20 protein-coding genes and 2 riboswitches are annotated in these 23,795 nt (G+C 38.4%); of the genes, 14 read left to right on the forward strand and 6 right to left on the reverse strand.

Translation table 11 applies throughout. From position 1 onward, the window contains the following. Nucleotides 1–84 precede the first annotated feature (84 nt). The 4 genes from U9R83_RS06505 (at nt 85) to U9R83_RS06520 (ending at nt 2,655) form a co-directional block, all read left to right on the forward strand. Nucleotides 85–1,383: an NCS2 family permease gene (locus U9R83_RS06505; RefSeq protein ID WP_014461044.1), complete on the forward strand. Its 1,299-nt coding sequence runs from the start codon at nt 85–87 to the stop codon at nt 1,381–1,383. Between the two features lie 174 nt (nt 1,384–1,557). Continuing rightward, nucleotides 1,558–1,932: a cbb3-type cytochrome c oxidase subunit I gene (locus U9R83_RS06510; RefSeq protein WP_029325096.1), complete on the forward strand. Its 375-nt coding sequence runs from the start codon at nt 1,558–1,560 to the stop codon at nt 1,930–1,932. A 204-nt stretch (nt 1,933–2,136) separates the two neighbouring features. Continuing rightward, nucleotides 2,137–2,400, forward strand: coding sequence for a hypothetical protein (locus tag U9R83_RS06515; RefSeq protein WP_014461042.1), 264 nt, complete (start codon nt 2,137–2,139; stop codon nt 2,398–2,400). A 48-nt stretch (nt 2,401–2,448) separates the two neighbouring features. Further along, nucleotides 2,449–2,655: a hypothetical protein gene (locus tag U9R83_RS06520; protein ID WP_014461041.1), complete on the forward strand. Its 207-nt coding sequence runs from the start codon at nt 2,449–2,451 to the stop codon at nt 2,653–2,655. A 57-nt stretch (nt 2,656–2,712) separates the two neighbouring features. Here U9R83_RS06520 and U9R83_RS06525 read toward each other — a convergent pair whose 3' ends face one another. The 3 genes from U9R83_RS06525 to U9R83_RS06535 form a co-directional block, all read right to left on the reverse strand. Next, nucleotides 2,713–3,510, reverse strand: a complete 798-nt coding sequence (locus U9R83_RS06525; RefSeq protein WP_014461040.1) for a Cof-type HAD-IIB family hydrolase — start codon at nt 3,508–3,510, stop codon at nt 2,713–2,715. A 324-nt stretch (nt 3,511–3,834) separates the two neighbouring features. Continuing rightward, nucleotides 3,835–7,278, reverse strand: coding sequence for a methionine synthase (gene metH, locus U9R83_RS06530; protein WP_014461039.1), 3,444 nt, complete (start codon nt 7,276–7,278; stop codon nt 3,835–3,837). Beyond that, nucleotides 7,279–9,117, reverse strand: a complete 1,839-nt coding sequence (locus tag U9R83_RS06535; RefSeq protein WP_328575174.1) for a bifunctional homocysteine S-methyltransferase/methylenetetrahydrofolate reductase — start codon at nt 9,115–9,117, stop codon at nt 7,279–7,281. Nucleotides 9,118–9,224: 107 nt separating this feature from the next. Next, nucleotides 9,225–9,331: riboswitch (SAM riboswitch) on the reverse strand. Nucleotides 9,332–9,666: 335 nt separating this feature from the next. Here U9R83_RS06535 and U9R83_RS06540 point away from each other — a divergent pair. From U9R83_RS06540 to ptsP, 9 genes are all read left to right on the forward strand, one after another. Next, nucleotides 9,667–10,701 carry a YkvI family membrane protein gene (locus U9R83_RS06540; RefSeq protein WP_226555832.1) on the forward strand — a complete coding sequence of 345 codons (1,035 nt, stop codon included), beginning with the start codon at nt 9,667–9,669 and terminating at the stop codon, nt 10,699–10,701. 107 nt (nt 10,702–10,808) lie between these two features. Then, nucleotides 10,809–10,959, forward strand: a riboswitch (FMN riboswitch). Between the two features lie 278 nt (nt 10,960–11,237). Then, nucleotides 11,238–11,897 carry a riboflavin synthase gene (gene ribE, locus U9R83_RS06545; RefSeq protein ID WP_013056005.1) on the forward strand — a complete coding sequence of 220 codons (660 nt, stop codon included), beginning with the start codon at nt 11,238–11,240 and terminating at the stop codon, nt 11,895–11,897. 16 nt (nt 11,898–11,913) lie between these two features. Beyond that, the gene (locus U9R83_RS06550) at nt 11,914–13,107 is read left to right on the forward strand and encodes a bifunctional 3,4-dihydroxy-2-butanone-4-phosphate synthase/GTP cyclohydrolase II (RefSeq protein WP_115655130.1); all 1,194 of its coding nucleotides are present in this window, start codon (nt 11,914–11,916) and stop codon (nt 13,105–13,107) included. A 91-nt stretch (nt 13,108–13,198) separates the two neighbouring features. Beyond that, complete coding sequence (gene ribH / locus U9R83_RS06555; RefSeq protein WP_013056007.1) at nt 13,199–13,669, forward strand: 6,7-dimethyl-8-ribityllumazine synthase; 471 nt, start codon at nt 13,199–13,201, stop codon at nt 13,667–13,669. Between the two features lie 407 nt (nt 13,670–14,076). Continuing rightward, the gene (locus tag U9R83_RS06560) at nt 14,077–14,949 is read left to right on the forward strand and encodes a hypothetical protein (RefSeq protein ID WP_243548987.1); all 873 of its coding nucleotides are present in this window, start codon (nt 14,077–14,079) and stop codon (nt 14,947–14,949) included. A 131-nt stretch (nt 14,950–15,080) separates the two neighbouring features. Next, nucleotides 15,081–15,929, forward strand: a complete 849-nt coding sequence (gene glcT / locus U9R83_RS06565) for a glucose PTS transporter transcription antiterminator GlcT (protein ID WP_013056009.1) — start codon at nt 15,081–15,083, stop codon at nt 15,927–15,929. A 271-nt stretch (nt 15,930–16,200) separates the two neighbouring features. Further along, entirely contained in the window at nt 16,201–18,255 is a 2,055-nt protein-coding gene (gene ptsG / locus U9R83_RS06570; protein ID WP_115653355.1) for a glucose-specific PTS transporter subunit IIBC, read from the forward strand. An 18-nt stretch (nt 18,256–18,273) separates the two neighbouring features. Next, nucleotides 18,274–18,540 carry a phosphocarrier protein HPr gene (locus tag U9R83_RS06575; RefSeq protein WP_013056011.1) on the forward strand — a complete coding sequence of 89 codons (267 nt, stop codon included), beginning with the start codon at nt 18,274–18,276 and terminating at the stop codon, nt 18,538–18,540. Then, on the forward strand, nt 18,540–20,261 hold the full coding sequence (ptsP, locus tag U9R83_RS06580) for a phosphoenolpyruvate--protein phosphotransferase (RefSeq protein WP_045292764.1): 1,722 nt from the start codon (nt 18,540–18,542) through the stop codon (nt 20,259–20,261). The genes U9R83_RS06575 and ptsP overlap by 1 nt, the downstream gene beginning before the upstream one ends. Before the next feature lie 41 nt (nt 20,262–20,302). On the opposite strand, the gene U9R83_RS06585 is transcribed toward ptsP, so the two are convergent. The 3 genes from U9R83_RS06585 to U9R83_RS06595 form a co-directional block, all read right to left on the reverse strand. Further along, the gene (locus tag U9R83_RS06585; RefSeq protein ID WP_013056013.1) at nt 20,303–20,989 is read right to left on the reverse strand and encodes an LrgB family protein; all 687 of its coding nucleotides are present in this window, start codon (nt 20,987–20,989) and stop codon (nt 20,303–20,305) included. Continuing rightward, nucleotides 20,986–21,354 (reverse strand): CidA/LrgA family holin-like protein, encoded by a 369-nt coding sequence (locus U9R83_RS06590; RefSeq protein WP_014461029.1) that lies wholly within the window; start codon nt 21,352–21,354, stop codon nt 20,986–20,988. The genes U9R83_RS06585 and U9R83_RS06590 overlap by 4 nt, the downstream gene beginning before the upstream one ends. A 498-nt stretch (nt 21,355–21,852) precedes the next feature. Continuing rightward, entirely contained in the window at nt 21,853–22,728 is an 876-nt protein-coding gene (locus U9R83_RS06595) for a LysR family transcriptional regulator (RefSeq protein ID WP_014461028.1), read from the reverse strand. A gap of 241 nt (nt 22,729–22,969) precedes the next feature. On the opposite strand from U9R83_RS06595, the gene U9R83_RS06600 reads away from it, so the two are divergent. Next, complete coding sequence (locus U9R83_RS06600) at nt 22,970–23,746, forward strand: hypothetical protein (RefSeq protein ID WP_033578396.1); 777 nt, start codon at nt 22,970–22,972, stop codon at nt 23,744–23,746. The last annotated feature ends 49 nt before the right edge of the window (nt 23,747–23,795 follow it).

Consider the following 23,795-nt stretch of genomic DNA (forward strand, 5'->3'; position numbering starts at 1 on the left):
CAATTGTTGATTTTGCTATAATAACTTCGGTGGCATTTTTGGTCACTGGGTGGGCGAGGGATAGATGAAAAGAAGGAAATTAGATTGAACGCATTATTTGAAAAGTTGTTTCGTTTAAACGACCACCAAACAACTGTTGGAAAAGAAAGCTTAGCTGGGGTCATTTCATTTCTTTCCATCGTGTATATTATTGCTGTTAACTCCACCATTTTGTCTGATGCCGGTATTCCGCTTGAAGCAGGAATATTCGCAACAGTAGCTTCGGCTTTTGTAGGCTGTGTTATTATGGCTTTTTGGGCAAATGCGCCTCTTATTCTGGTGCCAGGTATGGGAATTAATGCGTTGTTTACGTATACGATGGTTCAATCAATGGGGTTATCTTGGCAAGAAGGGTTATTAGCAGTAGTGATATCCGGCTTTCTTTTTATAGCATTAGCTTTTTCACGACTGTCTGCCAAAATTGTCTCTTCGATTCCGCATTCGCTAAAAGAAGCGATAACAGTCGGTGTTGGCTTATTTTTAACATTTATCGGTTTGCAAAAAGGGAAGCTTGTAGTTCCAAGCGAGAACACTTTTGTAGCACTTGGAGACTTGTCAGATCCGTTTGTAATCAGTACGCTGTTGACGTTAATTATCACAATCGTACTGTTTATCCGAAATGTGAAAGGTAACTTTTTGTTAAGCATGATTGCTGGATCAGTCCTTGCCTTCTTGCTTGGTGTAAGAAGCAGTGCAGAAAAAGGACAGTCCGCTGGGAGCGTCAATGACTTCTTTAGCAGCTTTGGCACCTTGTCTTTTGGAGCCATTGGAGACGTTGCGTTTTGGGCAGCTGTCTTTTCATTAACAATGGTATTGATTTTTGAAAATATCGGTTTGTTGCATGGTCAGCTAGGTATGATGAATCAAGATAGCAAATTTCCGCGGGCCTTTCAAGCAACAGCTGCCTCAGCTTTGCTAAGCGGCGTGTTTGGAACAAGTCCAACGGTGTCTTCTGTAGAAGGAGCATCTGGTATTGCAGCCGGAGGGCGAACGGGTTTAACATCGCTGATTACAGGAGTTTTATTTTTAAGTTCACTTCTGTTTATTCCATTTATCAAGCTGGTTCCAGATAGTGCTATTGCACCTATTCTTATTGTTATTGGAGCATTGATGATTCAAAATATCAAAAACATCAATTTACAGGACTTAACAGAAGGTTTCCCTGCATTTTTAATTATTGCGCTTATTCCTCTTACGTACAGCATTGCTGATGGAATTGCATTTGGGTTCATTGCGTATCCACTGCTTAAATTATTCCTTGGTAAAATGCGTGAAGTATCGATGTTTATGTATGTAAGCGCGCTGTTGTTTTTCTTGAATTTTGTGCTGCATTATATTGCTTAAAATAGACAGCTGAGTACTTTTGCTCAGCTGTTTTTTGTGTTTGCGGTAAAGAATCCTCTTTTTAGATATCACACTCCGTATTTCGTGTCCTTTGGCGAATCTGCCGCTTCTAAAATGACGTTTCCTGCGTAAAGTAGTACAGAAGTCGGAGGGGGATATAAGGGGGAGAAAATGATGGGAATTAAATTAATTAAAATATCAGCCGTTTATTTTGGAATTGGCATCATATTAGGGTATTATATGTCAATTGTTCACAGCTACGCTTTGACACCAGTTCACGTGCACATCAATTTATTAGGATGGACGTCGCTTACGTTAGCGGGAATTATTTATTATTTGTTTCCTGCGTTTAGCGAAAGTAAATTAGCCAAACTGCACGTATGGTTGCATAATATAGGATTACCGGTCATGATGATTGGTTTATTTTTCATGATCGTACTAGAAAACCAAGCTTTTACACCCGTAGTGGCAGCAGGAGCAACACTTACTGCTATTGGCGTTTTAATTTTCGTATATCACATCCTTAAAAATTTGAAATCTGAACGATAAACGAAGAAGGTCGTTGAAGGTGGCTGCTAATTTCAAAAGGAAAAAGAACCAGCTATAGCGAATATACATGTAAACAAGGTGAAAGTGTGATTTACATAAAGGTGTGCTAGGCATCTTTATAAGGAGGGGTAAGCTGCAGGGATTTCTAGCTCTTATAAAAGCCAATAAAAGGGCTGATTATAAGTTTCTTGCGGCGGAGATACTATGGGAGAACATCAACAATTAGTGCGTGTTAGGGAGCTAGCAAATGAAATTATTCGACTTCGTCTTCAAGACCGTACAACTTATGACGAATTAGAGTTGCAAAATAATGTAGAGTTGTTGTCTCGTTCTGTGGTTGACTTAGTAAACATTATGTTAGCCGAAGATGTGGATTCGTCTACATCTTTAAAAGCTACAGCTTCTAAAATGAAAATGGTGTATAATAACATGCATCAAGCTGAGAAAAAAAATTATTTGCATTTCTAATTGCTAGGCTCCTTTTCGCCACAAACGAAATGGAGGTGTACGAGGCAGATGCTATCGTCACTAACGACTTCTGAAGCTATTGTAGCATCCGTTCTTGCACTGGTTGTCATTGCCGTTTCCATTATCTTTTTTGCCACTCTTATTATGGTTGTTGTTCGACGAGAAAGAATCAGCAGCTTGGTTAATCACGGAGAGCATGCAGATGGGAAGCAAAAAAGCTTAGGTGATTTTTTTCGTTCTTTACGAAAAAAATAACTACCATTTTCTTATTAAATAGATAAAAGCGGTCAATTTAAACGTTGACCGCTTTTTTTAGATTGTTTGCTTATTTTTTTCTAATACAATACGCGCTGCTTCACTAACAGATGACACAACGGCAGAGGCGTGGCGCTGAACAGCTTCAGGAGCTGTAGCCATAGCGAAACTGTTCGGCGTTAATTGAAACATAGGAATATCATTAAATGAATCCCCCACACATGCAATTTCCTCTGGTTTTAGCTGAAGATGATTTAATAAAATTTCAATGGCATTTCCTTTGCTGATGTGTTTAGGCATAATATCCAAACACTGCTTGGCAGAAATATATGTATCAATATAATCACCAAACTCTTCGTTCACTTCTTTTTGCAGAGCTACCATTTCATCATGATCTCCAAGAACCGTGATTTTAGATGGAGAAAGAGCGTGACCAAATGAATCCGTTATTTCAATTTGTTCTTCGATAGGGAAAAACATGTGAGTTTCAATTGCTTCAATAATTTCATTTCGCTGCTCCACATAATTCGTGTCGTTTGAACAGACAAGCGTAATACGGTTAGGATCTATCGTTTTTTTATAAAGTTGAACCGCTAAATCATCTTCAAATACCTTTCCATGAAGTTCTTGATTTTCTTTGGTCCACACAAATCCTCCGTTTTGGCTAATGCGATGAAATGTATTATTAATATCAGTAGAAATCTTTAAAATTTCCGTATCCATTCGTCCAGAAGCAAGACAAACCTCTACTCCCTGGCGCTGAAGTTCACTAAGTGCGTCTGCATTATGCTGTTCTACGTATTTTTCTTCGTGTAAAAGAGTGCCATCTAAGTCGCTTACAAATAATTTAATCATTGCTTGAAAATTCCTTTCTCTGAAAAATTTGCTGTGATAAGAGTGTTGCAAATTTATTACATTCTTTATTCTATCAGTGTTTCCCAAGAAACTCATAAAAAAAGCTCAAACCGGCGGTGAATTCAAAGAGATGAAGACATAACTACATTACTTTTTTTCGCAGGAGTCTTCGCCCTGTCCTCCAATCAACAGCTAGAAACAGCTACATGAAATCTAGTTCACCATTACAATGAAAAAATCCGAACGGAGTTGATTCTCAATTAAGAATCTGGATTTACCGTTCGGATCTTTCTTCAACTAAAATACATTTGTCGCAGCCATGTTTTACAATACGTTAAAATATTTCGCTTCAGGATGTGCAAAAACAAGAGCTGTAACAGAAGCTTCTGGTTCCATCATGAAACCGTCTGTTAACTGAATGCCGATGTCTTCAGGTTTAATTAATTTAAACAGTTTTGCTTGGTCTTCAAGGTCTGGACATGCAGGATATCCGAATGAAAAACGCTGACCTTGGTATTTGGCTGAAAAACGCTCCGCCATTGTAAAGTCTGGCGAATCGGGGAATCCCCATCGGTCACGAATTTGCTGATGAACACGTTCTGCTAATCCTTCAGCTAGTTCAAGCGCAAGAGCTTGGAACACGTGACTCTTTAAAAACTCGCCGTTTTCTTTGAATTTCGCCGCCCGTTCGCGAATGCCTGTTCCTGCTGTTACAGAGAAGAAACATACATAGTCCATCTCTTTTTCTTTAGGCTTTGCAAAATCAGATAAGCACAGGAACTGTCCTTTTGCTTGTCGAGGGAAAGTAAAGCGTTCAATTTCTGTTTTTTCATCAGCAGGATCATAAATAATTAAATCATTTCCGTCTGCTTGAGCAGGAAAGAACTGATAAATAACCGCTGGTTTAATTAAGTTTTCTTTTAGTGCCAGTTCGAGCAGGTCATCAACGGTTTCTTTTAATTGAACAGCACGCTCGTCTTTTTCAGCAAGCAGCTTATTTACTTTTCCTTTTAGTCCTAAGTGATGACCTAAAAGCATCTGCCAGTTAATATACGGAAGAACCTGTGCCAAATCGTAGTGTTTGACAACGTGCCGTTTTAAATCAGCAGGTACAAAAACAGGGGCGTCCGTTGAAATGGCGGATCTTTCTAAAACAGCCGTAGCTGCTTGAGCTGTTTGAGGCTGGCGTTCTCGAACCGTTACTTTCTTTTCTTGCCGCGTTTTTAAATCTGCTAAAAGCTGAATAACTTCTTCTTTGTTCTGCAGCTTATTTGCTAACGCTAATCCGTCCATCGCATCTTTGGCGTAGAGGACCGCACCTTCATATTCCGGGGCAATTTTGAAGTCAGTAAATTTACGGGAAAGGGCAGCGCCTCCTACCATAATTGGAACATCAATGCTTGATTGTGTTAAATCTTGTGCAGTCAAAACCATTTGCTGAGCTGATTTTACTAGAAGACCTGACAGGCCAATGATGTCTGGCTTTTCGTCTTTTACTGCTTCAATCAGCTGCTGCGGCGTTACTTTAATTCCTAAATCAATTACTTTAAAACCATTATTGCTTAAAATGATGTCTACTAAGTTTTTACCGATATCGTGTACGTCACCTTTAACCGTCGCAAGAATCACTTTGCCTTTTCCAGAATCATTTTCAGTTGCTTCCATATGAGGTTCTAAAAAGGCAACGGATGCTTTCATAACTTCCGCACTTTGAAGCACTTCTGCTACAATCAGCTGGTTGTCATTAAACAAACGTCCGACTTCCGCCATCCCCTCCATAAGCGGTCCGTTAATAATATCTAACGGATCATCATACTGAGCTAAAGCCTGTTCTAAATCAGGAAGCAATCCTTCTTTTGTACCTTCGACAATATACATTGCCAATCGTTCTTCGAGTGTTAACGTAGAAATTTCTACTTTTGCTTCTTTCTTTTTATCACGATAAAAGTCGGTAAACGTGCTTAGCGTTTCATCAGTTGTGTTAAATAATAACGCATTAGCAAGCTCAATTTCAGCTTCTGGAATAGAAGCATAGCGCTCTAATTTTTCGGTGTTAACAATGGCATAATCGAGTCCAGCCTGCGTACAGTGATAAAGGTAAACGGCATTTAGTACTTCACGTCCGACTGGAGGAAGACCGAATGACACGTTACTTACGCCAAGAATGGTCAGGCAATCAGGCAGGGCTTCTTTAATCATTTTAATTCCCTTAACTGTTTCTTCAGCAGAACCAATATATTGTTCATCACCAGTCCCTACAGGAAACACAAGAGGGTCAAAAATAATATCTTTTGGATTAAAGCCATGTTTTTCAACAAGCAAATCATGTGAGCGTTTAGCAATCTCTACTTTTCGTTCTGCAGTAACGGCCATGCCTGTTTCATCGATTGTACCGACAACCAGAGCTGCACCGAATTTTTTTACTAGCGGTAAGATTGCATCAAAACGCTCTTCACCATCTTCTAAGTTAATGGAGTTAATAATGACCTTACCTTGTGAGTACGTTAAAGCTTTTTCAATAACTTTCTCATCGGTTGAATCGATTACAAGAGGAACCTTCACTTTTTTTACAACTTCTTGAATAAACTCCTCCATATCTTCCATTTCTTCACGGTCTGGATCTGCTAAGCAAATATCAATAACGTGAGCACCATTTTTAACCTGAGCACGCGCAATTTCAGATGCTTCTTCAATTTTTCCTTCCGCAATCAGGCGTTTGAACTTGCGAGAACCGATTACATTCGTACGTTCTCCCACAAAAAGAGGGCGCATAGAATCGTCATATACAAGTGGTTCAATACCGGTTACAGCATGGTTATGCTCGGAGCGATCAAGCGAACGAGGCGCAACCTCTTTTACCGCTTCAGCCAGTGCTTTAATATGAGCAGGCGTTGTACCACAGCATCCGCCTACAAAGTTCAGCCAGCCTTTATCAGCAAACCCTTTAATTTTTTGAGCAAGCAGCTCAGGGGATTCATGATAATTGCCTTCTTCATCCGGAAGTCCAGCGTTTGGATAACAGCTAACTGCTGAAGTGGCTAGGTCTGAAAGAGAGCGAATATGATCCGTCATAAATTCAGGGCCTGTCGCGCAGTTAAGTCCGACTGAAAGTGGCTTCATGTGTTCCAGTGATAAGTAAAAAGATTCGATATCTTGACCAGCGAGAGTTGTTCCCATAGGCTCAATTGTTCCTGAAATCATAATAGGAACTTCGGTTTTTAGTTTTTCAAACGCTGCTGTAATGCCTAGAAATGCGGCTTTTACGTTCAGCATGTCTTGACAGGTTTCGACTAAAAGCAAGTCAACGCCGCCGTCTAACAAACCTCGAGCTTGCTCTTCGTACGATTCTACTAGTTCAGGGAATGTAATGCCTCCGGTAACAGAGAGCGTTTTAGTGGTAGGACCGATAGCTCCAGCTACGAACCTAGGCCATTCGGGAGTTGAATATTTATCGCGGGCTGCACAAGCAAGCTTCACAGCTTCGATATTCAATTCATACGCCAAGTGACCTAAATCGTATTCATCAAGTACGGTAGATGTTGAGCCAAACGTATTGGTTTCAATGATGTCAGCACCTGCTGCAAAGTACTCTTCATGAATGCGCTGAATGACATGAGGCGCTGTTCGAGTCAAATATTCGTTGCAGCCTTCATATTCTTCGCCGCCAAAATCTTCAGCGGTTAAATCAGCATCTTGAATCATCGTTCCCATTGCTCCATCGATGACGAGTATTCGCTTCTTTAGTTGTTGTTCGATAAGTGAGCTCATTTATATCTTCCTTTCTGATGTAACAAGTTGCTTGTCATGAATATAGCGTGTTAGAATTTCGGTCATTTCATAGCGCATAAACGGCGTAATTAAGTAAATACCGTCAAATAGCTCATATGCTGTATCAATTAAGTTTTTTGCAATCGCAAGGCCTTCGACTTCACCGCGAATTCGGTCATTTCCCGTTGCGTCCATTCGCTCTAGAATATCTTCGGATAATTTAATTCCAGGTACTTCATGGTGAATAAATCGCGCATTTCTTGCGCTTGTTAACGGCATGATCCCGATGTATACCGGTGTTGTTAAATGTTTGGTTGCTTCATATACCTCTTCAATTTGCTTAGTTGAATAGAGAGGCTGAGTAATGAAATAGTGAGCCCCGCAGTCGATTTTCTTTTCCAAGCGCTGAACGGCTCGGTCTAAGTGACGCACGTTTGGGTTAAAGGCGGCTGCAATGGAAAAATTGGTTTTTTGACCAAGCGGTTTGCCGGAATAAGATAGTCCTTCATTAAACTGAGCGATTAAACTAATCAAGTCAAATGAAGATAGATCGTAGACCGAAGTGGCACCAGGGAAATCGCCAACTTTTGACGGATCACCGGTAATCGCAAGCACTTGATTCATTCCTAGCGTATGAAGTCCCATTAAATGAGATTGAAGTCCAATTAAATTTCGGTCGCGACAGGTAATATGAATAAGCGGTCGTGCTTTTGTTTCTTGCTGCATCAGTGTTGCCATTGCCAAGTTGCTGATGCGAGGTGAGGCAAGAGAATTATCAGCTAATGTAATAGCATCTACGCCGACTTTATCAAGTGCTTTTGCGCCTTCTAAAAATTTCGTCGGGCCAAGCTGTTTAGGTGGATCTAGCTCGACGATAACCGAGCGGCGCTTTTTCACAATTTCATGCATATGAGGTTTATCCTGCTGCTCACGCTCTTGAACCGTAACGGCTGGTCTCATTTTAACGACTTTACTTGTAATCGGAGGCAAATCTTTTAAGGCAGATGACATTGCGCGTACGTGGGCTGGTGTTGTACCGCAGCATCCTCCAATTAAGCGAACCCCTTGTTCGCGGAATAAACGCGCGCTTTCTACAAAGTAGTCTTCATTTGTTTCATATTCCAGCTTTCCTTCTACATACGCCGGAAGGCTGGCATTAGGGTAAGCAGATAAGAAAGCTCGATCAGGAAGCGGTACTTCTTCAAGAGACTGAATCATATGATAAGGACCTAAACGGCAGTTTAGCCCGACAATATCTGCTCCCAAGTCTTCTAATTCTTTTAATGCATCTGCTAAAGAACGCCCATCTTGCAGTACGCCAATATCATGCAGGGAAACGTGGGTGATAATAGGCTTATCCGTTTCTTTTCTTGCAAGTGTAAGAACGGTCTTTAATTCTTCGAAATCATAGTATGTTTCAAATAAAAGGCCATCTACACCTTCATTTAAAAGCCAAAACATTTGTTCACGAATGCTTCGCTTAACCTCTTCTAAACTAATAGCGTTTTTTTGGAAAGAACGAATTCCGCCGAGTGTACCAACCACGTAAGCCTGATCTTTTGCAGCTTGTTTCGCTAATTTTACACCAGCAACATTGATGTCTTTGACTGAATCTTCTAATCCATAACGGGCAAGTTTTTGATAATTAGCAGCGTACGTATTTGTTTGAATAACGTTTGCACCAGCTTCTACATAGGCTCTGTGAATACGAGAAACCTCTTCTGGTTTTGTGATGTTTAGTTCTTCAAAACAGCTGTCAATACCGTGTGAGTAAAGGAGGGTACCAGTGGCACCATCCCCAATTAAAATTTTAGACTTTAAATCTTCAAGTAACCCCATGTCAAAACCTCCTTAAATTGTTCCGCTTCTATTTCACGAGTGATTCGTTTTATGCAATATGCCGATAAAATAGAAAAAGTCTTCTTAAGAAGAAGACTTTTTTCGCCTTCTTATCTTCCAAGCAATAAATTGCTTGCTGGATTTAGCACCATGTCTCCAACGACTGGTTGCTGAGGTTTCAAAGGGCCAGTCCCTCCACCTCTCATGATAAGAATCAATTGTATATAATTGAAACATATTTTTTTAAATAGAAAGAATACTTATTTAATAATTTATCTGATTTTTAGAAATTATACAACAGTAAATTGTGAATTTCCAGCAAATATTGGGGAAAATCTGAAAGCTAAAGTGAAAATATCCGTATATTTTGTTTGAGAATTGCTGTTATGTTAAGGGTTAAGGGGGTTTTGTGAAGAAAATAAAAAAAGAAATAAAATAAATGAAAAAGGAAAAGCGCTAGGATATGCTTAGATTTACACGTAAAAAGGCTCGTCTTTTTTTAACCGTTTCTACATATAGTGAACTATGAAGGGTAGAAGGGTGATGGGCATGAAAAGGTGGAAACTCACGCTGCAGGTTGCTGCTACGTATGTAGGCACCGTTGTAGGAGCCGGTTTTGCAACAGGCAAGGAAATTGTTCAATTTTTTACACAGTACGGGGAACTTGGAATGGTTGGAATTTTGGTCAGCGGCTTGTTTTTTATTTGGCTAGGTTCAAAAATGATGCTGCTTTCGCACGCAATTGGGGCTTCTTCTTATCAGCAGCTTAATACATATTTATTTGGTCATGTGCTTGGAAAAGCGGTAAATGGTGTAATGATTGTCATTTTATTTGGAGTAACTTCAGTCATGCTAGCGAGTACGGGGGCAATAGGAAAAGAACAGTTCGGGCTGTGGCCTCCTGTTGGGATGATTTTTACAATTGTTTTAACTTATATATTTATCGCAAGAGGAATTAACGGTATTTTAATGGTTAATTCTCTTGTTGTGCCGATGATGCTTTCATTTGCTCTTATTATCTTTGTGCCAAATATCAGCTATTTCTCACTGATTCAAACGAAGCCGGATTTAACGCTCGTCACACAGTGGAAGTGGGCGGTTAGTCCCTTTTTATATATTTCCCTAAATCTAGCTTTGGCTCAGGCCGTTTTGGTTCCATTAGGAAGCTCTGTGAAAGATAGGAGCGTGATTAAAAAAGGGGCCGTAATAGGAGGGTGTGTACTTACGTTTATGCTTGTTTCTACGCATCTTGCTCTTTCCAATTTGCCTTATTCATTTCAACTTGATATTCCGATGAGTGCCGTTGTCAAAAATATCTCAGCGTGGGTGAATGTTTTATTTACGGTAGTTGTGTTAGGCGAGATTTTTACTACATTGATTGGAAATGTATTTGGAATCGCTAAGCAGCTTCAGTCATTTCTTCCCCTGAATGATAAGCAAGCTTTTGCATTTATTATCTCGGCATGCTTTATTATTGGGCAATTCGGATATGCCCAGCTTCTTGAGTTCTTGTATCCGATATTTGGCTATATTGGACTAGCTTTTGTATGGATGCTATGTATTAAAAAAGAAAAAATAAGCTAAAAGCTGGATTTTAAAGAACAGATGTGAAAAAACGAAGTTAAATGATGTGACAAGTCGATTTTACTTTGCTATAATGTAAAACAAATAAGACTCTAGCAGTCGAATATATTATCCTTCGGGGTCGGGTGTAAGTCCCAACCGGCGGTGATAAAGCATATGCTTTTAAGCCCGTGACCCGTTTTCATACGATGTATGTTAGCGGTGGATCTAGTTAAAATCTAGAGCCGACAGTAAAAGTCTGGATGGGAGAAGGATCAGGAAGCACAGTTGTTTTTTTGTGTTGTATTAATAAGGGACAGGTTTGCCTTTTTTAAAGCTACCCTTGTTTTTGTACACAAAATATAACTGTTTATTTCGTATACAATTAGCGGAATTTTGCATAGATAAAACTGATTCAGCTCAGCCGACCCCTTGGACATTTGTTCAAGGGGCTTTTTTATTTTCAGTGGTTGGGGGAAAGATAAATATGAAAAAAAAGCAGCTGCTATTTCAAAACGGCATAAGAAGTTGGAATAGCGCCAAAGCAGGTGAAGAAAATGTTCACAGGTATTATTGAAGAAATTGGAAAAATAAAACGTATTCAAAAGGCTACAGAAGCAATTGTTCTTACGATTGATGCGAAGACCGTGTTAGAAGATGTGAACTTAGGGGACAGTATTTCAGTTAACGGAGTTTGTTTAACCGTAACGGCATACTCTCAAAATGAATTTACGGTCGACGTCATGCCGGAGACGATTAAAGCAAGTACCCTTCAGCTTCTAACCGTTGGATCACGTGTTAACTTAGAACGGGCGATGGCTGCAAATGGCCGGTTTGGAGGGCATTTCGTTAGCGGACACGTTGATGGAATTGGAACCATTGTAAGCAAAACACGTAAAGGAAATGCCTTTTATTATGAAATTCAAGTCGACCCTGAACTTCGTGAATTTATGATGTTAAAAGGATCTGTTTCTGTAGACGGAACAAGTCTTACTATTTTTGATGTCAGCAACCAATCATTTACTATTTCTCTTATTCCTCATACGGTGCTTCACACAGTCGTAGGAGACAAACAGCGAGGAGACAAGGTGAATATTGAATGCGACATGTTAGCTAAATATATGCATCAAATGATGACGAATAAGTCAACTCCTGGCGCCTCGAATCGTTCAGGTAATATGAAGGATTTGTTGCAGCAGCATGGTTTTACAAATTAACAGTGAGGTGAAAGCGATGTTTCATAAAGTAGAAGAAGCCATTGAAGAGTTAAAAAAGGGAAAAGTGGTTATTGTATGCGATGATGAAGATCGAGAAAATGAAGGAGATTTTATTGCATTAGCCGAAAAAACGACCCCTGAGGTTATTAACTTTATGGCTACTCATGGAAGAGGATTAATTTGTACACCTGTTAATGAAGAAATTGCGCATAAATTGAATCTTCACCCGATGGTAGCGAACAATACGGATGTACATGGAACAGCATTTACAGTAAGTATTGATCATATTTCAAGTACAACAGGTATCAGTGCATACGAACGCTCTGCTACTGTTATGGCTCTTATAAATGAAGCGACGGTAGCAAGTGATTTTCAACGCCCAGGACATATTTTCCCGTTGATTGCAAAAGACGGGGGCGTTCTGCAGCGTGCAGGTCATACAGAGGCCGCTGTTGATTTAGCCGTATTAGCAGGAGGAAAGCCTGCGGGTGTTATTTGTGAAATTATGAATGAAGATGGAACAATGGCACGCGTACCGGATTTAACAAAAATTGCAGAGCAATTCGATTTAAAAATGATTACAATAAAAGATTTGATTGCCTACCGCCGCAAGCATGACCAGCTGATTAGCCGTGAAGTAGAAGTGAGCTTACCTACGGCATTTGGTGATTTTAAAGCTGTAGGATATACAAATAAACTTGATAATAAAGAACATGTGGCCCTTATCAAAGGTGATATTGATCACAATAGCCCTGTTCTCGTTCGCGTTCACTCCGAGTGTTTGACTGGAGATGTGTTTGGCTCTGAGCGCTGTGACTGCGGTCCTCAGCTTCACGCGGCTCTTACGCAAATTGAAGAAGAAGGACGCGGCATTCTGCTGTATATGCGTCAAGAGGGCAGAGGCATTGGCTTATTAAATAAGCTAAGAGCATATAAGCTGCAGGAAGAAGGATACGATACCGTAGAAGCGAATGAAAAACTCGGGTTTGCTGCGGATTTACGAGAGTATGGAATCGGTGCTCAAATCTTAAAAGACCTTGGAGTCAAACAAATGAAGCTTTTAACGAATAACCCTCGTAAAATTACTGGGCTAAAAGGCTACGACCTTGAAGTGGTAGAGAGAGTGCCTCTTCAAATGCCGGCAGTGGATGCCAATAAAAAATACTTAGATACCAAAGCTAAAAAACTAGGTCATTTATTACATTTATAAGTTTACACTTTTTTTCGTTATAACAAATGAAGCTAATTCATGAAAAGAAATGTAAATAACTATATATTACTACTAGCAGGAGGAACAAGAGATGAATCATTTATATGAAGGAAATTTAGTAGGCACAGGATTAAAAATCGGAATCGTGGTAGGGCGTTTTAATGAATTTATTACAGGCCGTTTACTTAGTGGAGCAGAAGATGCGCTCAAACGTCACGGCGTAGCTGATGAAGATGTAGATGTGGCTTGGGTACCGGGCGCTTATGAAATTCCATTAATCGCTAAAAAATTAGCTGAATCTAAAAAATATGATGCGGTTATTACGCTAGGAACCGTTATTCGAGGAGCTACTCCACACTTTGATTTTGTATGTAATGAAGTAGCAAAAGGCGTTGCATCTCAAAGCTTACAAACAGGTGTGCCAATTATCTTTGGTGTATTAACAACCGAAACAATTGAGCAAGCAATTGAGCGTGCAGGAACAAAAGCAGGAAATAAAGGATGGGAAGCTGCAGCATCAGCTATCGAAATGGCTAACCTTTCAAAAATGATTGAAGGATAATAGATACCATTCCAGTTTTTATAAGCTGAAGAGTTAAAAGAGGCTGAAACAAAAGTACGTTAGTTGAAGGGAAATCCGAACGATGAATCGTTCGGATTTTTTCATTGGTAGGATGAACGCAGGTTTCATGTATGTATTGGCTTCTAACGGTAGATTAAAGGATAAAGTAAAGACTCCTGGGGGAAAAGCGTAAGAAGTGTGACCCCGCGTAAAGCGAAGTAGTCTTGCGCGGAAATCAGCTGCAGTGTAGAAAGCGATCCATACTATCTCATGTATCCCGTTTGTTCGCCTTTAGATTGAATTGATGTAGTTATGTCTCAAGCTCTTTTGAATAGAAGCTAGCTATGTATAATTTGGCTAAAACGTCTTACTCTAAGTAATAATTAGGTCGTAAAAGGGAGACGTCTATGCCTCATTATACTGCTTTTTTTGCATTGATTATTATCAGCACAGCCGTTTTGCTTACGGTATTCATACGTAAAAAAGATAAAAAGCTAGTCGTTTTGCTTTTCTTTATCATTGGAATGGCTTATGTACTAGAGTATGTTGTATTTGTGTTGTTTGAAAGTTACAATTACGATCCTGATTTTATGACCAATGAATATTTTGATAATTTGTTTGGGTCTTTAACTTCTCAAGCGTTTGCTTTTCCAATCATGGGTATGGTGGTAGCTGCTTATCAATTAAAATTTCGCTATATTTTAATTATTTCAGCTATGTTTATGGGGGTTGAAGAATTATTTTTACACTGGGATATTTATACACATCACTGGTGGAAAACAGTTTATACAGGCGTTTTAATGACTATAGGCTTTAGCATTTCAAAGATTTGGTATGTATGGCTAACAGAACGGTATATGACATTTGTGCATTACGCTACATTTTTTCTCGGAATGCTCGCCATTACTTCTACTATTATGTTTATGCTGTTAGCATATTTTCATAATAATTGGTTTTATACAGGATGGTTTGCGTCGGCTACTCATGATTCCGTAAATGCAACGATAATTTACGTTTGTATTGTTACGATTCTCCTCGTTTGGAGTGTAGCTAAAGAATTTTTTGTGGGAGCTGGAATGATTATAGCAGGGCTACGTATAGTAGATATTTTGCTGATTCACTATGGGGTTTTGCTGGTATCTATTACCACTTCACTTGTTCTTTTTACGCTTTTACAAGCGGGTGCATTCATTCTGAGCGTTATGCTTCAAAACTTTATTATGAAAAATTGTTATGGGACGAGCAAAAAAGACGTTGCGTTTCCAGCAAAGAACTACTAAGATAATACGTAACTCAAATAGTTTAGTTCAATAATATTTGAAACAAAGAAAAATGAATTGACGGTTATGCGTATTATTTGTAAGATAGGAAAGCAAATAATAGAAAGCCGAAACAGGGGAGTGAAGGATTCGTGAAAGAGTCCTTTTTTGTAGAAAAGGTACTTAATAATAATGTATTAATTGCTAAACACCTTACCTATGATGAAGTTGTGCTAATTGGGAAAGGAATAGGGTTCAATAAGAAAAAAGGCGATGAAATCGATGCAAAAGCCGTGGAGAAAATGTTTTTGTTAAAGAGTGAAGAAGAGCAAGAACAGTACAAGCAGCTTTTAGCTCAGGTGGATGAAGACGTGATTGAAATGATGAATGATATTGTAACGCACATTCAAAAGCGTGTTAACATTCCTTTGAATGAGCATATACACATTTCATTAACGGATCATATCGCGTTTGCGATAAAACGTTTTCAGCAGGGAATGGGGCTTAAAAACCCATTCTTACTTGAAACAAAAGCCTTATATCCAGAGGAATACACGATCGCATCTGAAGTGGTAGAAATTATTAGTCGTAAAATAGGCGTGCAGCTTCCAGTAGGAGAGATTGGTTTTATTGCGCTACATATTCACAGCGCGCTGACTGAAAAAAATCTGCTGGAAGTGAATCAAGACTCGCAGCTTATTCAAACGATTATTAATGTAATTGAAGAATCGCTTCATCTGCAGGTAGACAAAGAATCTGTACACTATATGAGATTGATTCGTCATTTGCATTTTGCTATTGATCGAGTAAAAACAGGAGAAAAAATAGAAGAGCCAAAAAAAATTGCTTTGCTATTGAAAGAAGAATATCCTCTGTGTTACAATGTGTCTTGGAAAGTGATAAAAGTAATGCAGCAAGCGTTACATTTACCTGTGTATGAAGCAGAAGCAGTTTACTTAACGATGCATCTGCAGCGACTTATAACAAAAACGGATTTATAAAATCATTTCAATACGTGTTACTGATACGATCAGGCATGAGTGAGAAATGAAGCGATGTGTAATTGGATGACTGTATCCATTTGTCGTTTCTTTTTCCTCATGCCTTTTTTTGTTATAAGAAAGCGCAATCATTTAAAACTTAGGCTTCAGGACACCAGGAGATGTAATGAGTTTTCTAGTTAAAGAAAGCGTTTTATGAAAGCGCGTTAATGATTCACGTATCAAATAAATAGCTTGTTGCACACTAAATATATAAAAGGAGGTAAGCGCCATGTTTAAAAAACTTTTTGGAGTATTACAAAAAGTCGGAAAAGCGCTTATGTTACCGGTTGCGATTTTACCGGCAGCAGGGATTTTACTTGGAGTAGGGACAGCGCTTCAAAACCCTACATTGTTGGATGCAGTACCGGCACTTGGTGCAGACTGGGTTCAATTGGTTTCAAATGTTTTGTCGCAAGCAGGTCAAATTGTATTTGACAACTTATCGCTATTGTTTGCCGTTGGTGTTGCCGTTGGTTTAGCTGGTGGTGACGGTGTAGCAGGTATTGCTGCAATCGTAGGCTACTTAATTATGAACAAAACAATGAGCACAATCTTAGTTGCTACAGGACAGCTAGATCCTGACAAAATGGGTGCCAATCCAGCTTACACTAGCATCTTAGGAATTCCTACGTTAGCTACAGGTGTATTCGGAGGTATCATAGTAGGTATTTTAGCTTCATCCATGTATAATCGTTATTTCAATATTGAATTACCATCTTATTTAGGGTTCTTTGCAGGAAAACGATTTGTACCAATTATTACTGGGGTATTTTCAATTCTTTTAGGTGTTATTATGATTTTCATTTGGCCGCCAATTCAAAGCGGATTAAATGCTTTCTCTACTAACATGATTGATGCAAACCCAACTTTATCAGCTTTTGTATTTGGATTGATTGAACGTTCATTAATTCCATTTGGACTTCATCACATCTTCTACTCTCCGTTCTGGTTTGAGTTTGGTGATTATGTCAATAAAGCAGGTCAACATATTCACGGTGACCAAAAGATTTTCTTTGCTCAATTAGCAGATGGCGTGCCTTTAACAGCAGGAACGTTCCAAGTTGGTAAATTCCCGTTCATGATGTTCGGATTGCCAGCAGCCGCTCTTGCGATTTATCACGAAGCTCGTCCTGAAAACAAAAAATATGTAGCTGGTATCATGGGTTCAGCTGCTTTAACATCTTTCTTAACGGGTATTACAGAGCCGCTTGAGTTCTCATTCTTATTCGTAGCACCAGTACTATTTGCAATTCACGCAGTATTTGCTGGTTTATCATTTATGGTTATGCAATTATTAAATGTTAAAATCGGTATGACATTCTCAGGTGGAGTTATCGATTACGTTCTATTTGGAGTTATGCAAAACCGTACAGCATGGTGGCTAGTTATTCCAGTAGGTTTAGTTCTAGCAGTTATCTACTACTTCGGTTTCCGCTTTGCAATCCGTAAATTCAACTTAAAAACACCGGGTCGTGAAGATAAAGAAGAAGGAGAAGAAGATGTAGCAGTAGAAGCAGCAGAGCTTCCAACAAATGTTTTAGCTGCACTTGGCGGTAAAGAAAACATTACACATTTAGATGCTTGTATTACGCGTTTACGTGTATCAGTAGATGATGTAGGTAATGTTGATAAAAACCGCTTGAAAAAACTCGGAGCAGCTGGTGTTCTTGAAGTTGGTAACAATATTCAAGCTATTTTCGGTCCGAAATCTGACACGTTAAAAGGTCAAATTCAAGACATTATGAATGGCAAAACACCGGTTGTCACAAAAGAAGAGACAAAAACAATTGAAAAACCTGTTGCAACATCTGAAGTAGGAAGCGATAATGGTAATGATATTGTTTCACCGATTGAGGGAGAATTGGTACCTTTATCGGAAGTACCAGATCAGGTATTTTCACAAAAATTAATGGGTGACGGTTTTGCAATTATTCCGAAAACAGGCACAGTAGTTGCACCAGTGGACGGAAAAATAGTAAACTTATTCCCGACGAAACATGCTTTAGGTATTGAATCAACGACTGGACGTGAAATTTTAATTCACGTTGGTATTGATACAGTTAATTTAAAAGGCGAAGGTTTTGAAGCTTTAGTTGCCCAAGGCGATGAAGTGAAAAAAGGACAGCCTCTATTGAAAATTGATTTAGACTTTGTAAAAGAAAATGCGCCATCGACGATTACGCCGATCATTTTCACGAATTTACAAGCTGATGAAAAAATTGATATCTTAAAGCAGGGCCAAGTTTCTCAACAAGAAGCAAATATTATTAACATTTCAAAGTAAAAAGGAGATTGATTTAACATGGCACAAAAAACATTTACAGTAACAGCAGACTCAGGAATTCACGCACGTCCAGCAACAACTTTAGTACAAGCAGCAAGCAAATTTGATTCTGATATCAACTTAGAATTCAACGGTAAAACTGTAAACTTAAAATCAATCATGGGCGTTATGTCTTTAGGTATTCAAAAAGGCGCTACAATCACTATCTCTGCAGAAGGTTCTGACGAAGCAGATGCACTTGCTGCTCTTGAAGATACAATGAGCAAAGAAGGATTAGGCGAATAATGACAAAGGAAATTCAAGGCATTGCCGCTTCTAGCGGCATTGCTATTGCTAAAGCATTTCGTCTAGAAAATCCAGAATTAACCGTTGAAAAAAAATCAGTAACTGAAGTTGAAGCAGAAGTAGCACGTCTAGAAGCTGCGCTAGAAAAATCAAAATCAGAACTTGAAATTATTAGAGAGCACGCTCGTAAAGAACTTGGAGATGACAAAGCAGAAATCTTTGAAGCTCACTTATTAGTTCTAAGCGATCCTGAACTTATTAATCCAATTAAAGATAAAATTACGAATGAAAATGTAAACGCTGAACATGCACTTGATGAAGTAGCGGCAATGTTTATTAATATGTTTGAGTCAATGGACAATGAATATATGAAAGAACGTGCTGCTGATATCCGTGACGTAACAAAACGTGTATTAGCTCATCTTTTAGGTGTAAACGTTTCAAATCCAAGCTTAATCTCAGAAGAAGTTGTCATTATCGCAGAAGATTTAACGCCGTCTGATACAGCACAGTTAAATCGTAAGTTCGTAAAAGGATTTACAACAGATATTGGCGGACGTACTTCTCACTCAGCAATTATGGCGCGTTCAATGGAAATCCCAGCTGTTGTAGGTACAAAAACAGTTATGGAAGACATTCAAAACGGCGTATTAGTAATTGTTGATGGTTTAGATGGCGAAGTTATCGTTGATCCAAGCGAAGAAACAGTAAAAGCTTACGAGAAAAAAGCCGCTGAGTATGCAGAACAAAAAGCTGAGTGGGCTAAGCTTGTAAATGAAAAAACGGTTTCAGCTGATGATCATCACGTTGAACTTGCAGCTAACATTGGTACACCAGAAGATGTAAAAGGCGTATTAGAAAACGGCGGGGAAGGCGTTGGCCTTTATCGTACAGAATTCTTATATATGGGCCGCGAAGAGCTTCCGACGGAAGAAGAGCAGTTTACTTCTTATAAAACAGTTCTTGAACGTATGGAAGGCAAACCAGTGGTTGTTCGTACTCTTGATATTGGTGGAGACAAAGAGCTTCCTTATTTAAATCTACCAAAAGAAATGAACCCATTCTTAGGATTCCGTGCCATTCGCTTATGTCTAGAGATGCAAGACATGTTCCGTACACAGCTTCGTGCGCTTCTACGTGCAAGCGTATACGGTAATCTGAAAATTATGTTTCCTATGATCGCTACTGTTGATGAGTTCCGTCAAGCAAAAGCTATTCTTTTAGAAGAAAAAGCTAAACTTCAACAAGAAGGCGTACAAGTTTCGGAAGACATCGAAGTAGGGATGATGGTAGAGATTCCTTCTTCAGCGGTAATCGCAGATTTATTTGCTAAAGAAGTAGATTTCTTCTCTATCGGAACAAACGATTTAATTCAATACACGCTTGCTGCTGACCGCATGAATGAGCGCGTGTCTTATTTATATCAACCGTATAACCCAGCGATTCTTCGCTTAGTGAATATGGTAATCAAAGCGGCTCACAAAGAAGGTAAGTGGGTAGGCATGTGCGGAGAGATGGCAGGAGATGAGATTGCAATTCCAATTCTTTTAGGCTTAGGCTTAGATGAATTCTCAATGAGTGCAACATCTATTCTGAAAGCTCGTTCTCAAATCCGTCAATTATCAAAAGCTGATATCGAACCTCATTTAGATACAATTCTATCAATGTCTTCTACGGAAGAAGTTATTGAGTTCGTAAAATCAACTTTTCATATTGGATAATAAAAAGGTGTGATCATATATGATCACACCTTTTTTATCTTTTAAGCGAAAATAGTAGGCAGAAGCATATTCGCAAACAGCATTGTAAGAAGTGCTGCTACGATCATGCCAAGGCTAGAAAAAGTACCTTCAATTTTTCCAAATTCAAAAGCTCTTGCTGTACCTGTCCCATGAGAAGCTACGCCTAAAAGAAGACCTCTTGCTAGAGAAGAGTGCAGTGCGAGGAGCTTAATGAGTTTTGGAGCGACCATACATCCCACTACACCGGTTATAATCACAAACATAATGGTAATATTCGGATCTCCTCCTAGCGTCTGAGATACATTAACAGCAATAGGAATCGTCACCGATCTTGGAATCAAGCTATGAACCAGCGTTGATTGTAAATGAAACACTAATGCTAACAGCATGGAAGATATCATGGCAGCAAACGTGCCGAGCCCTACGCTTAAGCTGATTTCAACGCGATGTTTTTTGAGTAAATCAAAATACTTAAACATAGGAACAGCAAAAGCAACGGTTGCTGGTCCAAGCATAAAGCTAATAGCACTGGCACCTTGCTTATAATGATCATAAGAGCCATTCGTTACTAATAAGATGCCAATTAAAAGAATGGGGGCTAGTAAAATAGGGGAAACTAGCATAGACTTATATTTTTTATAGAGCACTTTTGTGCCGACATAGACGAGCAGTGTAAGCGGAAGAGCAATCCATGTGAGTAATGTCATTTTAGCGAACCTTCCTTTCTTCTTGAAATATGTTCTGCAATGATTCCCGTTACAGACATCACAATAATCGTACTGATTGTGATAATAATCACAATCTGGATTCCAAAATGCATCAAGACATCTCCATAATTGATGAGTCCAACGACGGCTGGTATGAAAAATAATAATAGTTCTCCCACTAACAGTGTTCCACCTTGTTCAACCCAGCTTAATTTAATTACTTTAAAGTACAGTAAGAAAAACAGTAAGAAAAATCCGATGATACTACCTGGCACTGGGAGGTCAAACCACTGTGAAATACTTTCTCCTATTAAAAACAGAGCCGTTAGTAATAAAATCTGTAAAATCACCATAATCAGTTTCATGATTAGCCTCCTTTATTTATGTTTTTATTCATTCATTCCTAGTTTGTTGAGACAATAATGGAGTCGTCTATGCTGAAAAGACGACTCCATCATGGGAAAAGAGAAACTATTTGGATTTTGCAAATGGGGATACAACTTAAGTAAATGAATGCTACATACTTATCTTACAAAAAAACGACTATAATATGAAATATATAATAACTATGATAACTATTCTTTTTAGTTATAGTTGAAAGAAATCTCTTTACAAATGCGTTGGTAACCTTTTCAAAAAAAGAGTTTGTGAAATATAAGGTGTAATTATTTAATAAAAGGCAATCAAAAAAAGAGATGGAGACATGCCTAAATCAATTCCATCTCAAAACGAACCAATAGGATAAATGATTTAGTATGAATGACTTGTTACACCGCCATGAAAAAAATCCGAACGAGTTTGATTTTCTATCAAGAATCAAACTCATTCGGATTTTTAATTAAACTACTTTTGTCTCAGCTTTGTTAAACTGTACTTTTAATATAATCAATAAAAGCCTGTGTAGCATAAGAGATATAGCGATCTTTTTTAACGATTAAAGCAATTTCCCATGGAATAGCATTCTCGAGATTAATTACTTTCATATGCTCCAAATCAAGCTTTTCACATAATGAATAAGGGAAAAGAGCAATGCCGAGATTAGCAGCTACCAGCTCTCCAATGAAGTCCCACTGAGAGCTTTTAAAAGCAATATTAGGTGTAAATCCATTTTTTAAACATTCGTTATAGACCATTTCATGCATGGTGAAGTCTTCATGAAAGGAAATAAGCGTTTCGTCTTTTAACTCTTTTAATGAAATCGTAGAATGCTGAGCCAACGGATGAGATTTATGCACAACAAGCTGCAGTGTTTCTCGAGCTAAAGGAGTCGTAAAAAACATGTTTTCATCAACTGGAAGTAAAACTACGCCCACATCCACTTCTCCTTGTTCCACAAATTTTTGCATTCTTTTAGCTCCATATTCCACCAATTGAATATGAATCTCAGGGTATTGCTCTCGAAATGCTTTAATGATAGTAGGAAAAAACAATGTACCAATAATAGGGGGAATACCTATTTTGATGGTTCCTCTTTTTAAATGCATTAAATCATAGAGGGAATCCGATAAATCTCGGAGAGAAGATAAAATGCTTTCAGCTTGCTCGTACACGATTATTCCTGCATCGGTAAGCTGAACTTGTTTGCCAGCGCGATCAAACAAAGGGGTGCCGAGCTCTTCTTCTAATGATTTAACCATTTTACTGAGAGAGGGTTGAGAAATATGCAGCGCTTCAGAAGCTCTTGTGAAATTTTTATGTTTAGCCACTTCTGTTAAGTAATGCAAATGGCGAACATCCATTTTGTATACCTCCGTGTTCATACATGCTAATTAATAAGATACACACATTCTACCACATTCACAATCAGCTCTATACCTTTCTTTCCTATCAAATAAAATGATCAGTAGAAGAGGTAGTGAATACAAAAGAAATTGCCAACAATATATATTTACACATTGTTTATTTTAGAAGTATAATATATAAATCAGTAGAACGGTTACATATCGATCACAGAATCAATCAATAAGGTGGTTAGAACGGTTGAGTAAAGCAGATGAAATAAGAGATATCGTTTATATTAATGGCCATGTAAATAAAAAATGCTTTATTACATATGGAATTGAATTTAAAGAGTTTTATCATTCCCTTCCTACGCCGCTTGCAAATATATTATTGTTAAAGCATGGTTTTGAAGACAGTGATTACCACTACCAAACCCATATGGACTACGTAGAAGAAGAACAAATTCATCTTTTAGCAGAGGATGATGTTTATAATTATGGTGACTTTTGTTGGATTGATTTTGAGGATATATCTTCGTTGGATTTGTTAGAACCTCAAGATATTGCAGCGCTGCTGTATTTAGGTCATTTAAAAAAACCGCTCAATTCACCATTTAATAATAAACTCGGTAACCAATTTGTTTATTTAGCTCATGATGATGGATTTTATAACAAAATCTATTTTCGAGATGTATATGATATGAAGCATATTTTAAGCCGAATCATTCCGTTAAAAATGTCAGCAATTAAGCAAAAAAGATTTGTATTTAGAAGGAAGAAGTTAGAGTATCCAATATTGCCGCTCGTGTTAGCAAATACGCTTCTTACTTTAACGAATGACGGTTTGTTTATTGATTTCGAACATATGGTTCAATCCCGTAAAGATATTAAAATTCCTTTGTATACAATCGGTGATTTTGACGATATGAATGAAATGTATAACGATCGGTTTGAGCACAAAGAGATGAGTAAATTGCAGGCGCATCTTGTTCTCACTCATAAAGAACTAGAGTGGAGCATTGAAGAAGTTCAATAATCTAAAAAGAGGTTGAGACATAACGAAATGAACCCAATCAACTGCTAGA

Source organism: Priestia sp. LL-8 (assembly GCF_036227845.1).
Classification (GTDB): Bacteria; Bacillota; Bacilli; order Bacillales; family Bacillaceae_H; genus Priestia; species Priestia zanthoxyli.